Below are 13,341 nucleotides of genomic sequence, written 5' to 3'. Positions count from 1 at the left end.
GGGGTTTACCTCAAGCGCAACGCACGATGGTGGATTTCAGTTCGGTGTATTTGCCCAGGGCATGGGCGGAGTTATCCCGGCCATTACCGGACTCCTTGAAGCCGCCAAAGGGGAAGTTCATGTCCACCAGTTCGTCATAACAGTTGACCCAGACCGTGCCCGCTTTCAGTTGCCGGGTGGCGTGGTGGATCGTCTTCAGATCGGAGGACCAGATCGCCGCCGCCAGGCCGTACTCGGTCTGATTGGCGATCGCGATCGCCTCCTCCAGGGTGTCGAAGGCAAAGACCACCAGCACCGGGCCGAAAATTTCTTCGCGGGCGATACGGGCCGAGGCGTCCCGGGCGAGGAAAATCGTCGGTTGCAGATAAGCGCCCGAGGCGATATCCGACAGTGCCTGCCCGCCCTTGAGCAGTTGCGCTTCCTGCTGGCCGATGTCGATGTATTCGCAGACACGCTCGAACTGCACACCGTCGATGATGGCGCCGGTAACGCTGTTCGGGTCCAGTGGATGGCCAGGCAGCCAGGCGTCGGTGGCCTCAAGCAACACCGGAATCAGTGAGTCAAGAATGGAGCGCTGCACCAGCAGCCGTGAACCGGCACTGCACACCTGCCCCATGTTGGCGAAGATCGCAGCGGCCGCAGAATGCGCAGCCTGGGTGATGTCCGGACAATCGGCCATGACGATATTGGCCGACTTGCCACCCAGCTCCAGCCACACTCGCTTGAGGTTGGAGGCCGCGGCATTCTTGGCAATCTCGCGCCCGACCTTGCCCGAACCGGTAAAGGCAATGCAGTCGACATCGCCATGCAGGCTCAGGTCCCGCCCGGCAGAACCGTCGCCGGGGACCACGTTGAACACACCCGCAGGCATCCCCGCCTCCATCGCCAGTGCGGCAATACGCAAGGCGCTGAGCGGGGTCTTTTCCGAGGGCTTGAGGACCACACTGTTACCGGCCGCCAGGGCCGGAGCGAACTTCCAGGCCGCCATCAGCAAGGGGTAGTTCCAGGGCACGACCGCCGCCACAACGCCCATGGGCTGTTGCGTGACGGTGCCGAAAAACGCTGGGGATGTCGCGGGTACCTCGCCGTGCACCTTGTCGATCAACTCGGCAAACCAGCGCAGGCAGTAAATGGTTCCGGGCAGATCTCCGCCAAGGGTATCGGCGATGGGCTTGCCGCTGTCCAGGGTTTCCAGCAAGGCCAGTTCTTCAGTGTGCGCTTCGAGCAAGGCGGCCCATTTCAACAGCACAGCCTTGCGTTCGCCGGGGGCCAGCCCTGCCCAGACCCCAGCCTCAAAACTGCGCCGCGCTGCCGCTACCGCACGATCAACATCGACGCTTTCACACCGGGCAACCGCGGCCAACGGCGCGGTATCGATCGGGCTGTAGGAGTAGAAGGTCTCACGACTGTGGGCGTCGACATAGACGCCATCGACAAACGCCCGGCCTTCGATCTCGAGCGTTTTCGCTTGTGCAAGCCAGTAGGCCTGGTCTTTCAAATCTGCCACCGCAACACCTCATCTTGTTCTTGTCAGGCGGAGGCGATGCTAGGCGATACTGAAAATACATTCAATAACAGGAAAGGCATTAACTGAATTATTTTTCAGTAACACCCGAGAAAATATTGACCGAAATGACAATACAAGCGCTTTCCATGGCGGAAAACAGCACATTCGAAAGCGCCTGCAAACTGTTCGGATGCCTCCAACTCAAGCTGATTCGCTCCGGATCGTTGCTGAACAATGGAACGTTTGAGCTGAGCAGAGGGTCCCTGGCTGGGCCAACTGCACAAGAAATCCGAGGAGGATCCGGAACAGAAATGACAGAGCCTGCATCTGGCTCTGATAGCTTGAAGAATCCCGACAAAACGTTTGTGAACCTTCGCTTCGCCGGGAACACAACGATTTAGCTGCGCAACATTCTTTGATAGCAAATCTGCGCAAAGGAAACGTTCGGTACGTTATGGCCCCCGACTCCGGAGGCCTCTTTACCTTGAACCTGAATCAGCCAATATCCGCGGTTGTATTCCACTTCCCATTTGTAGCGGTATTTGCCACTGCTGGTCCAGAACGGGTTGGAGGTCAGAAGACCGTGACAACTGCCCAACTGAATGGCATCGGCTGCGCTTCCGGTACTATCCGTTACAAGAGGGAAAGGAATATCAGTTCCACCTTTGTTCAAGATCAAAGTCGCAGTAGCGCCTTCGACCGGATGACCTGTCGAGTCCTTCAACAAGACTGACCAGTTCAAAACCCGGTATGCCTGAGTGGTTGCCCAGTAGAGTGGTATCTCAGCGGCATCACCCCGGACTCGGCTGTCTGCGTAATAAGGCGCTGAACCCAATTCAAGAATATAGGTATCCCCCGCTACGAAAGCATTGGACGGTTTCTTCGAGATACGAACCTGAACCTCCTGATCAGGCGCCAACCCTGTCAACTTTAAAGCCTCTCCCCAAGGAATAACCGACCAGTTTCCTTCGTGATTATATTCCACAGTCAAAGGTCGGTTGTTCTTCACGTGTGCATGGATCAATACGTCCTGTCCCCGAACTGAAGTGAAACTGTAGTGCTTCACTTCCGTCTCGTCAGCCAGTCCCTCCACCAGAGTGTTGAGTTTGTCCGGCAGCACCGCTGGCATCAACGTGATTTGAGTCGCAACACCCGACACAGCCGCCCCACTCATGAAAGACATCGCCCCCGCTGTACCTGCTACCAACAATCCCCCCCCAAACAAAAATACCAGTTTCAACCAAAACTTTTTAATTGAAGTAATCCACATAGCAACGCTCTCATCATTTAAACCAGATACCGGAAATCAAAAATTCCCGGAGTTTCTCCACCAAAATGGCATCTGCATTTGATCGACCTGCCCAAGGTGAGAAGCGGTAGATATGTATACAACTCCAATAAAAACGGCACATGTGAAAGCACCTACTTCCTGTTCGGATTATTCCTACATGTTTATCAGGTCATCCAATTCAGGAACTGGCCGTTAAGTCATTAGACCCCTCCTGCCATGAGAGATTGAAATGAACGTAACAGGTGCTATATCGCTTCAAATTGCGTTTTCGCAAGTCGCAAAGACTTTTTTGGAAACCCCCAAGTCCGATAAGGTTGAAATACCGGGAGTTGATGAAAAAAGAGCAATGCTGGCCATCGACATACTTATGCGTCGCTCAGAGCAAAAAGGAATCACCAGCGAAGATGTGGATGCGCTGGATGCATTTTTAGAGGCGAACAACCTGACCCCTGATGATTTTGGAGTAGGTATGCAGCTAAAAAGAACCAAAGGCTACTTCCTCCTCGGCAAAGAAATCCAGGCCGGAATCGCCCTCCGTGAAATGGAAGATCTCTACGCCAACTTCAAGCAAAACCTGCAAAGCCAGTGGTCAGGCCTGGCACACCTCGCCACCGGTTTCACGGTCAGCGAGGACGGCCAGCTGAAAGTCACCTCGCCTCCCAATACGCTGACCGCCCGGGATGAGGAAATCCTGACCGCCCTGCTGAACGAGACCAAAGGCTTGCAACCCTTGACCCTCAAGCACGCCAAACTGGTGATCGAAATGGTCCAGCTGGACAAGCCACAGTTCGAAGGCAAGGTGACCCTGGACCTGAGCAACTTTCACAAGCTGATCGACTATGGGTTGTTGCTGAACAAGGGTGCGCTTGACCTGAGCAGTTCAGATTCCTGGCTGGATCAACTGCACAAAAAGTCCGAAACAGATCCGGACCAGAAAAGACAGAGGCTGCACATCGAGGTGTGATTGCCTTCTCCCCTGTAGGAGCAAGCCGGCTCCTACAGAAAGTGCGTCCGTTCAGCGCGACGAAGCCGTCACACTGGCCCGCGCCGCGTGCAGTTTCTTGTAGCTGTCGATCAGGCGCAGATGGCGGTCGAGGCCTTCCAGCTTCATGCTGGTCGGGGTCAGGCCGTGGAAGCGCACGCTGCCGTTCACCGAACCGATGGCGGCGTCCATGCGCTCGTCGCCGAACATGCGACGGAAGTTGACTTCGTAGTCGGCCAGTTCCAGGTCTTCGTCCAGCTCCATCTCCAGCACCACGTTCACCGCCTGGTAAAACAGGCCGCGCTCGACGGTGTTGTCGTTGTACTGCAGGAAGGCTTCGACCAGGTCCTTGGCCTGCTCGTACTTCTGCAGCGCGAGATAGATCAGCAGGCGCAGTTCGAGGATGGTCAGCTTGCCCCACGGCGTGTTGTCGTCGAACTCGATGCCGATCAGCGTGGTGATGTCGGTGTAATCGTCCAGCTCGGCGTTTTCCAGGCCCTTGGCCAGGTTGCGCAGGCCGACCTTGCTCAGGTTGTGCAGGTTGAGGATGTCGGCTCGGAATTGCAGGGCCTTGTTGGTGTTGTCCCAGATCAGGTCTTCGACCGGATAGATTTCCGAGTAGTCCGGCACCAGGATGCGGCAGGCCTTGGCACCGATGTGCTCGTAGACCGCCATGTAGACTTCCTTGCCCATGTCTTCGAGGATGCCGAACAGGGTCGAGGCTTCCTCGGCGTTGGAGTCTTCGCCCTGGCCGGAGAAATCCCACTCGACGAACTCGTAATCGGACTGGGCGCTGAAGAAGCGCCACGACACCACACCGCTGGAGTCGATGAAGTGCTCGACGAAGTTGTTCGGCTCGGTGACCGCCTGACCCGAGAAAGTCGGTTGCGGCAAATCGTTCAGGCCTTCGAAACTGCGGCCTTGCAGCAATTCGGTAAGACTGCGCTCCAGCGCCACTTCAAAGCTTGGGTGGGCGCCGAACGAAGCGAACACGCCGCCGGTGCGCGGGTTCATCAGGGTCACGCACATCACCGGGAACTCACCGCCCAGCGACGCATCCTTGACCAGCACCGGGAAGCCCTGCTCTTCCAGGCCCTTGATACCCGCCAGAATGCCCGGGTACTTGGCCAGCACCTCCTGCGGCACATCCGGCAACGCCATCTCGCCTTCGAGGATTTCGCGTTTCACCGCCCGCTCGAAGATTTCCGACAGGCACTGCACCTGCGCTTCGGCCAGGGTGTTGCCGGCGCTCATGCCGTTGCTCAGGTAGAGGTTTTCGATCAGGTTGGACGGGAAGTACACCACTTCGTTGTCCGACTGGCGCACAAACGGCAGCGAGCAAATGCCGCGCTGGGTATTACCGGAGTTGGTGTCGTACAGGTGCGAGCCACGCAACTCGCCCTCGCGGTCGTAGATCTTCAGGCAGTATTCGTCGAGGATCTCGGTCGGCAGTTCGTCTTTCGCGCCAGGCTTGAACCAGCGCTCGTCCGGGTAATGCACGAACGGCGCATTGGCGATCTCCTCGCCCCAGAACTGGTCGTTGTAGAAGAAGTTGCAGTTCAGGCGCTCGATGAACTCGCCCAATGCCGAGGCCAGGGCGCTTTCCTTGGTCGAACCCTTGCCGTTGGTGAAGCACATCGGCGAATGCGCGTCACGGATGTGCAGGGACCAGACATTGGGCACGATGTTGCGCCACGAAGCGATTTCGATCTTCATCCCAAGGTCGGCGAGAATGCCCGACATGTTGGCGATGGTCTGCTCCAGCGGCAGGTCCTTGCCGGCGATGTAAGTACCGCCGTCGGACACCGAGCTCGGCATCAGCAACGCCTGGGCATCGGCGTCGAGGTTCTCGACTTCCTCGATCACGAACTCGGGCCCGGTCTGCACGACTTTTTTTACCGTGCAGCGGTCGATGGAACGCAGGATGCCCTGACGGTCCTTGGCCGAGATGTCCGCCGGCAGCTCGACCTGGATCTTGAAGATCTGGTTGTAGCGGTTTTCCGGGTCGACGATGTTGTTCTGCGACAGGCGAATGTTGTCGGTGGGAATGTTGCGGGTTTCGCAGTACAGCTTCACGAAGTACGCCGCGCACAGGGCCGACGAGGCCAGGAAGTAGTCGAACGGTCCCGGGGCCGAGCCATCGCCCTTGTAGCGAATTGGCTGGTCGGCGATCACCGTGAAGTCGTCGAACTTGGCCTCAAGTCGAAGGTTGTCGAGAAAGTTGACCTTGATTTCCATGCGCGAGTACCAGAATAACGAGCTAAACAAATTGGCCGCCATTATCCGGCTTTTGCGCGGGAAGTCTCGTGCTTTCCGCCGTGGCCGCCGACCGGTTGCACCGGGTGCGCCCGTCGCAGTTCGTGTTTAAATGGTCGTTCCAGCCTGATAACTTCAGGCCCGGCCCGGATGCCGCTCTTTCATCAAGGATCATGAATGTCGCTGATTACGCAACGCGTGGAACTCGCCCGCCAGGGCCTCAATGACAAAGTCATCTGCCGCATGCCGTCCGGCTGGGCGGTCATGGGCGATGTGCAGTTTCTCCCTGGTTACTGCCTGCTGCTGCCCGACCCGGTCGTGCCCAGCCTCAACGATCTGGACGCCGAAGCCCGAGCCAGCTACCTGCTGGACATGGCTCGCCTGGGTGACGCCGTGCTGCAGGTCACCGATGCCCTGCGCATGAATTATGAAATCCTCGGCAACAGCGAACCGGAACTGCACTGCCACCTCTTCCCTCGCTACGCCTCAGAACCGGAAGGTCAACGCAAGATGCCGGTCTGGTTCTATGACTGGAAAAACGCCATTCCCTACTGCGAAGAAACCCATGGCGACTTGCGTCAGCGCATCGCCGGGCAACTGGGCCAGGGTGATCAATGACGTCATTCAACATCCGCGAACTCGCACCCACGGACACCCAGGCATTGCTGGCCTTCGAAGTGCAGAACCGTGAATGGTTCGAAGCGCATATCGATGCCCGCGAGCCGGCGTTCTACTCATTACAAGGGGTGGCCGAACACATCGGTGAATACCTGTCCGGTTTTGCCGTTGGCGCCTGGCACCCGTTGGTGATCGAAGACGTCCAGGGAAACATCGTCGGGCGCGCCAACCTGAAAAACATCGACGCGACGAGCCGCTGCGCGGAAGTCGGTTACCGTGTTGGCGAGCAGTTCTGCGGGCAGGGACTGGCGACCCTGGCGCTCAGGCACCTGATCGAGACCGCGAGGTCGCGTTGGGCGCTGACGCAGTTGCTGGCGTACGTCTTCGAGGACAATGCGGGCTCGCAGAAGGTGCTGGAGCGCTGCGGCTTCGTGCCTGACCCCGTTGCTATCCAGCAAACAGGTAACGAACGCCGGTTTGTTCTTACTCTCTAGAACAGCGCCTCTTGCAGGTTCGGGGGAGCCGCAACCCATGGCTCCCCGTCGCGCGCCACTCAGTGCGGCCACAGATCAATCGGAAAGTACTTCTCGGAAATCTTCGTGTATTGGCCCGAGGCATAAAGTTGCGTCAGCGCGTCGTCGATGCGCGCCTTGAGTGCGGTATCGCCCTTGCGCAGCCCGGCTCCGACACCCAGCCCGTAGAGCAAGGGGTCCATCTTGACGCTGCCGGTGCCTTTTTCTTCATAGGCCAGGCCGTCGCGAGACTTGAGGAAGTCGATGTCACCGAGCTTGTCGAGGAACATCACGTCGATGCGCCCCGCCAGCAAGTCGGCGTTGCAATCGTCCTGGGTGTTGTAGATACGGATGTCCGAAGTCTTGCCGTAGGCGGTACGGATGAATTCGGCGTTGGTGGTCGAGCCTTGCACACCGATGGATTTGCCGGCCAGGCCTTCTGGTGTCAGGGTTAGCTCGACGTTTTTCGCGGCAACGAAAATGCCGGTGGTTTCGTAGTAAGGCCGCGAGAAGGCGATGACTTTCTGCCGTTCCGGGCTGATGCCCATGGAGTTGAACAGCACATCGAACTTGTTGGCGATCAAGGCCGGGATGATGCCGTCCCATGCCACTTCCTTGATTTCACAATCGGCCTTCATCTGCTCGCACAACGCACGGATCAGGTCGGGTTCGAAACCGGTGAATTGCCCACTGGGTGTCTTGACCAGAAACGGCGGGTACGGCTCGGCGGCGACACCAAAGCGCAGTTTGTCCTGGGAGGCGCCGGCGACTGTCGAAAAGGAACACAACGTCATGCCGATTGAGGCCAGCAATGTCAGATTGCGGAACATTCGTTTCATGGTCGATCCTTTTTTATCAGGAGGATTGTTATGGATGGAACGGTCCAATGGCGTGCAGCGATGTTGCAAAAAACGTTTAGGCCGCGGGTACGGGCAAAGGCAGCCAACCCTGGATGGCCTGCCAGTCAGGCTCCAGTGCAGAAAACCGTGAAAGCGAAAACGTCGACAGGTCGGCAAAACCGCAGCGCCCGTCCATCACCAGATCGCGAATGGCATGACCGCTGGCCGGCGACAGGCCGAAACCGACACCGGACATCGTGGCCACGGTGAGGTTGTCCAGCGACGGCGCACGATCGATGACGGGGCGGCCATCCGGCGTGTTCTCAATGAACCCGGCCCAACTGCGAATCACCCGCTTGTGCGCGACCTTGGGGAAGAGTTCGGCGAGCCGTCTGGCGATGTTGCATTGCAGCGGCGTCGACTGCGCGCGGGTGCCTTGCAGGTCCGCCAGATCGACCCATTCATGGGGCCCGCCGCCGTAGGCCAGGTTACCGCGCAGGGTTTGCCGGCCGTACAGGCCGTTGCCATCCACGCCACCGATGTCGAGCAACGGCAGCGGCTCGGTGACGATCATCTCGGCGCGAGCCGTGACCAGCGGAATATGTACACCCAGTTGCGCGGCCAGTTCACCGGTATAGGGACCTGCGGCAATCACCAGGTGATCACAGGCAATCAGCTCATTGGCCGTGCGCACACCCGTCACACGCTCACCCTGGCGTTCGATGCTGACCACCGGTGAGTGTTCCAGCACCCTGCCACCGAGGTTGTTCAGCGCCCAGGCATAAGCCTGCAAGGTGCGATGGGGATTGGCGTGCCCACCGAAGTGATAATAAAAGCCCGCCAGCACGTTATCGCCGGCAAAGGGCACCAGCTCGCGCACCTGTTGCGGGTCCAGGGAATCGACGCGCAGGCCATACCAGGCGGCCTCGTTCACGACTTTCTGATCCAGTGCAACCTGGTGCTCGGTAAGGTCGATGCTGATACGGTCCGGGCGATACTCGGTCGGATAACCCAGCAACTCGTCCATCATCGGCCACAGCCGTTGCTCCTCGGCAAACAACGGACTGTGGTGATGGGAACAGCCACCGCCATTACGCCCCGAGGCGCCCCAGCCGATCAGGCCGGCTTCGAGCACCAGCACATCGACGCCTTCGCGGGCCAACCACCAGGCGGCACTCAAACCGGTGACACCACCACCGACTATGACCACGGACGCACGGTTCGACGATTTCTTGATGACCTGCATGACTCAGCCCTCGGTCGGCAGCGGGTTGGCGGGACGGACGTCCGGGGCGCGTCTGGCGACGGTCGGCTGACCGCTGCACAACCAGAACGGCGTCCATTGCGACGGCATGTCGAACCAGGTATCCCAACGGCTCTGCATCTGCGGGACTTCTTCGACCTGGCCGGCCTGGTGCAGCGACAACGGCCGTACCGGTGGGCGAAACGAGGCCAGGGCAATGTCCTCGACCTTCATGCCCGCGCCAATGCCGAGCAGGGTCGCCACCTGTTCACGGCAACGACGGCCCTGGCATGGGCCCATGCAGGCGCGGGTCAGACGCTTGGTCACATCCGGGTTGGGTGACGCCTTGTGTGAAGACGTCATGATGTTGTGTTGTGCAGGATCGCTGGGTTTCCAGCCGAGATAACGCGGTGGCTGCTGACCAAGAATCTCGCTGGCGGTGACTTCTTCGCACAGGCACACAAACGGTTCTTTTCGAGCGTGAAGCGTGACGGCGCGGACCCAGGCGGTACGTCGCTCGCCAATATCAATGGCCGGCACATCAGGCGGCGACGCCGAGTCTTCAAGGGCAATGTCGACGCCCAGTGCGGCCAGCGCCGTGTGCGCAGCAATCCGGCCTTCACGGCGGGCAATCTCTTCTTCGAGGCTTTTCGACGGCCAGACACCCGCGCAATCGCCGGCCATCAATACGAACGGCAAGGACGTGCGCTGCGCCGGGTCGACAAGCGCAACGTGGCCGCCGCGGTCGGCCTGAAACGCTGTACGGCAGCCGGCAGCCTCGACCAACTCGATGGCCGGAATGGCCGCTACACCCAGCAGCACGGTGTCGCACTCAATTTCAATCGCCGTAGCTTCAATCGGCTTGCCCGTGGAATCGACGGCGACCGCGACAATGCCCTTGACGCCCAAGGCATCGCCGAGGGCTTCACGAATGACCTGTCCGGTCAGCACTCGCGCGCCCTGCCCGACCAGCCGGCTCAGCAAGGTCGCGTCACCGCTTGGCTCGGCGGCCTGCTCGACGATGGCGACAATGCGCACACCCTTGTCGAGCAACCCACAGGCCGAGGCCAGCGCTTGCGTATCACTGCCGATCAGCACGGCACGCTGGCAGTCCAGCGCCTCATACACGCTCGCCAATCGATGCGCCGCGCTGACGCCCATGACCCCTGGACGCTGCCAGCCATCAAAGGCCAGGCCCATGTCGCGGCGGCCTGCGGCAACGATCACCTGCTTGAAGCGCAACAGCCAGGCATGATCATCATCGGCCAGCCCCGCCACGGCGCCGTCGATCCAGGCCGTAGTAGGTTGCTGGGGAAACAGGCCCCAAACCGCCGTGCCGAGCCGCACATCGACCCCGGCCTCGAGCGCCTCGGCGATCTGCGGACGAGCATCGAGCAAGGTTTGCAGCACGCTGTTGCGGTTGCCGGCGGCAGCGCCCATCCTGCCGCCAAAATGCAGCGGCACTTCTTCGCCCATGGTCTCCAGGGGCACCGGATTTTCGTCCACCAGCGTCACGCTCAGGCCATGCCCGGCGGCCGCCAGCGCGGCGGCAAGCCCCGCCGGGCCGGCACCGACGATAAGGATATCGGTGTCATCGTTGATCGGCGGCGCCTTGCCGGCCACCGAGGCCGGATCGTAATAAATGGCTTTGGTCACTGTGTTTCCCCCGGCAGATGTGAAATGAAAACCCGTGGCTATCGACTAGAACAGCGAAGACGGCGGCTTGACGTCGCCCTCGGCGAAGCGCGACAAACGCAGTTGATGCATGTCCAGCCCCGGGTCGCCCGAGTCGATCCAGTCCGCCAGGGTCTTGCCGACGATCGGCCCCATGGCGAAACCGTGCCCGCAGAAACCGGTAGCCACCGCCAGGCCACGGGGCGTGGTGTTGGCGTCGATCACCGGAATGCCGTCGGGCAAGACATCGATCCCCCCCGCCCAGCGGTCGGCGATCTGCGTATGCACCTGCCCGGGGAACGCCGCCTTGAGCGCGTGCATGGCCCGGCCCAGGCCTTTGTCGTTGGGCGGGATCAGCGGGTTGCGCTGGTGAATGCCGGGGCCCAGGCGTGAGGCTTCCGACCACGGCATGCGCTGCTGCAGGTCGCTCAGGCAGGCGCCGTTGAGATTGAAGCGAAAGGACTTGCGGTGCGCCCACAGCGAAGGCGCGTACCAGTGCAGGGCGCGCAGATGGCCCAGGGTCATGTCGACGTCGACATGGGCATCGTCGGCAATGTTGAAGCTGCCATCGAGGCGCTGGCGGAAGCCCACGCCATTGGCAATGGTGGAGATGCCGCTCAACGCCGGGCCGGGCGTGGTCCGCGCCACGGTGCCGCGGACCAGTTGCTGCGGCAAGTTGATCCCCAGGCGCTTGAGCAAACGAAAGGTGGTGACGCCGGCGGCGCAGACCACGGTTTTCGCCTTGACGTAGCCGAGTTCGGTTTCAACGCCCACCACCTGACCGGCCGCAACGTCGATGCCTTTGGCGCCGCACTGCTCGACGATCTGTGCACCCAGCTCACGGGCGCGTTTGGCGAAAGCCCGTGCCACCAGGGTCGGCTCAGCCTGGCCATCGCTGGCGGTAAACAGGCCGCCAAGCTGCGGCACGGCATAACCCGGCAATTTTTTCGTAACCTCACGGGGCGACAGCATCACGGTGTCGAGGGCAAAACTGCGCGCGACGCTGAGCCACGACTCGTAGCCGTCACGCTCCGCTTCGTTGGCGGCGACGAACAGGCAACCGTCGTTGCGCCAGCCCAGGTCGGTCTGCAGTTCATGCTCCAGCGAGCGCCAGATTTCGATGCTGGCCTGCATCATCGGCACCTCGGCTTCATCCCGCGATTGCTGGCGCACAAAGCCCCAGGCCCGCGAAGACTGCTGGCCCGCCAGGGCGCTTTTATCGAGCAGCAGCACCTTGGCGCCCGCCTTGCTCAGGTAGTACGCGCAGGCGCAGCCCATCAGGCCGGCGCCAATGATCGCCACGTCGACTTCATGGGGCAGTCCACCGTTCCGGGGGACCGACGCGCTGGCAAATGCCGCTTCTGGAATATTCATAGTGGAAACCGTCAGATTGAGAATGACGCATGGCGCGGCATCGAGGTTTGCGTTAAGAATGTGCCCCGTCCCCGGGAAATGACAGTGATGTATCTGCATTAATCCGATGCCAGGAGCGCATAGAAACGTGAGTCGACAACTGCCTTCCATCGAGCTGTTGCAAGCCTTTCTGACCGTGGCCAAGACCGGCAACTTCGGCAAGGCCGGCGAGCTGCTCAACCTCAGCCAGAGCGCGGTGAGCCGGCAGGTGGCGCAACTGGAAGCGCGCATGGACAGTCGCCTGTTCGAGCGTCACACCCGGCGGATCGTGCTCACCGACGAGGGCAAGGCCCTGGAACCTGTGGCCGAGCAAGTGATCGGACTGCTGTCGGATGCCTCGCAGATGCTCACCACCGTGGGCCGCAGCGTCAGCCTGCGCGCACACCCGACCATGGCCGCACGCTGGCTGATCCCGCAACTGACGGAGTTTTTCCGCTGGCACCCGGAGGTCACCGTCAGCGTCGACACCGTGTATCACCGCTTCCCCGATTTTGCCTTCGAGTCGGTCGACGCCATGATCGCCTACGGCACGGCCACCTGGCCGGACTTCGAAGCGCTGGAGTTGTGGGAAGAACAACTGATACCGGTGTGCTCACCGGCGCTGCTGGCCGGGACTTCGCCAGAGGCGTTGCTGCGCACTGCACGGCTGGTGGACTCGAGCATGGACCGCCTGGACTGGCGGCGCTGGGAAGAGTACTACCCCGGCTCCACCGGCAACGACAATCCACACCTGACGTTTGATACGCTGGAGTCGGCGATTGTCGCGGTCAAGTGTGGCCAAGGCATCGCGCTGGTCGACGCAGTGCTGGCGCGCGATGAGCTGCTCAATGGGCAACTGGTGCGGGTGCATGCCGGTCGCATCGTGACGGGGGGCCGCTACACGCTGGTCTACCCGAAGCGGGTGAAACGCTCGAGCGGCTTTTGCGAATTTCTGGCGTGGCTGGAGCAGCAGGTTGCCGCAGCCGACTTCAGAAAAGCCGATGATCCCGAGCGCCCCATTTAACAC

At 60.5% G+C, this 13,341-nt stretch carries 11 protein-coding genes; 4 read left to right on the top strand and 7 right to left on the bottom strand.

Annotation, left to right across the window (positions count from 1 at the left end):
* Positions 1-10 precede the first annotated feature (10 nt).
* Both EIY72_RS11775 and EIY72_RS11770 read right to left on the bottom strand, forming a co-directional pair.
* The gene (locus tag EIY72_RS11775; protein WP_093222968.1) at positions 11-1,507 is read right to left on the bottom strand and encodes an aldehyde dehydrogenase family protein; all 1,497 of its coding nucleotides are present in this window, start codon (positions 1,505-1,507) and stop codon (positions 11-13) included.
* 397 nt (positions 1,508-1,904) lie between these two features.
* Positions 1,905-2,777: a hypothetical protein gene (locus EIY72_RS11770; RefSeq protein ID WP_132680132.1), complete on the bottom strand. Its 873-nt coding sequence runs from the start codon at positions 2,775-2,777 to the stop codon at positions 1,905-1,907.
* A gap of 250 nt (positions 2,778-3,027) precedes the next feature.
* Here EIY72_RS11770 and EIY72_RS11765 point away from each other — a divergent pair, with 250 nt between their 5' ends.
* Positions 3,028-3,762, top strand: coding sequence for a hypothetical protein (locus EIY72_RS11765; protein ID WP_132680131.1), 735 nt, complete (start codon positions 3,028-3,030; stop codon positions 3,760-3,762).
* Between the two features lie 51 nt (positions 3,763-3,813).
* Here the strand turns inward: EIY72_RS11765 and EIY72_RS11760 are convergent, their stop codons facing one another.
* Positions 3,814-6,018, bottom strand: coding sequence for an OsmC domain/YcaO domain-containing protein (locus tag EIY72_RS11760; protein ID WP_093222977.1), 2,205 nt, complete (start codon positions 6,016-6,018; stop codon positions 3,814-3,816).
* A gap of 195 nt (positions 6,019-6,213) precedes the next feature.
* Here EIY72_RS11760 and EIY72_RS11755 point away from each other — a divergent pair, with 195 nt between their 5' ends.
* Together EIY72_RS11755 and EIY72_RS11750 are read left to right on the top strand one after the other, a co-directional pair.
* Complete coding sequence (locus EIY72_RS11755) at positions 6,214-6,654, top strand: HIT family protein (RefSeq protein ID WP_093222980.1); 441 nt, start codon at positions 6,214-6,216, stop codon at positions 6,652-6,654.
* Positions 6,651-7,148, top strand: coding sequence for a GNAT family N-acetyltransferase (locus tag EIY72_RS11750; RefSeq protein WP_093222983.1), 498 nt, complete (start codon positions 6,651-6,653; stop codon positions 7,146-7,148). The genes EIY72_RS11755 and EIY72_RS11750 overlap by 4 nt, the downstream gene beginning before the upstream one ends.
* A 59-nt stretch (positions 7,149-7,207) precedes the next feature.
* On the opposite strand, the gene EIY72_RS11745 is transcribed toward EIY72_RS11750, so the two are convergent.
* The 4 genes from EIY72_RS11745 to EIY72_RS11730 form a co-directional block, all read right to left on the bottom strand.
* Positions 7,208-8,005 (bottom strand): transporter substrate-binding domain-containing protein, encoded by a 798-nt coding sequence (locus EIY72_RS11745; protein ID WP_093222986.1) that lies wholly within the window; start codon positions 8,003-8,005, stop codon positions 7,208-7,210.
* Between the two features lie 76 nt (positions 8,006-8,081).
* The gene (locus tag EIY72_RS11740; protein ID WP_093222989.1) at positions 8,082-9,251 is read right to left on the bottom strand and encodes an NAD(P)/FAD-dependent oxidoreductase; all 1,170 of its coding nucleotides are present in this window, start codon (positions 9,249-9,251) and stop codon (positions 8,082-8,084) included.
* Between the two features lie 3 nt (positions 9,252-9,254).
* Positions 9,255-10,904 (bottom strand): FAD-dependent oxidoreductase, encoded by a 1,650-nt coding sequence (locus tag EIY72_RS11735; protein ID WP_157720941.1) that lies wholly within the window; start codon positions 10,902-10,904, stop codon positions 9,255-9,257.
* A 45-nt stretch (positions 10,905-10,949) separates the two neighbouring features.
* The gene (locus tag EIY72_RS11730) at positions 10,950-12,296 is read right to left on the bottom strand and encodes an NAD(P)/FAD-dependent oxidoreductase (protein WP_093222995.1); all 1,347 of its coding nucleotides are present in this window, start codon (positions 12,294-12,296) and stop codon (positions 10,950-10,952) included.
* 127 nt (positions 12,297-12,423) lie between these two features.
* On the opposite strand from EIY72_RS11730, the gene EIY72_RS11725 reads away from it, so the two are divergent.
* Positions 12,424-13,338: a LysR substrate-binding domain-containing protein gene (locus EIY72_RS11725; RefSeq protein WP_162276445.1), complete on the top strand. Its 915-nt coding sequence runs from the start codon at positions 12,424-12,426 to the stop codon at positions 13,336-13,338.
* Positions 13,339-13,341 lie beyond the last annotated feature (3 nt).

It is taken from the genome of Pseudomonas vancouverensis (genome assembly GCF_004348895.1).
GTDB classification, from domain to species: domain Bacteria; phylum Pseudomonadota; class Gammaproteobacteria; order Pseudomonadales; family Pseudomonadaceae; genus Aquipseudomonas; species Aquipseudomonas vancouverensis.
Note: the sequence above shows the minus strand (reverse complement) of the source record. Positions and strands in the feature narration are given on the sequence as shown.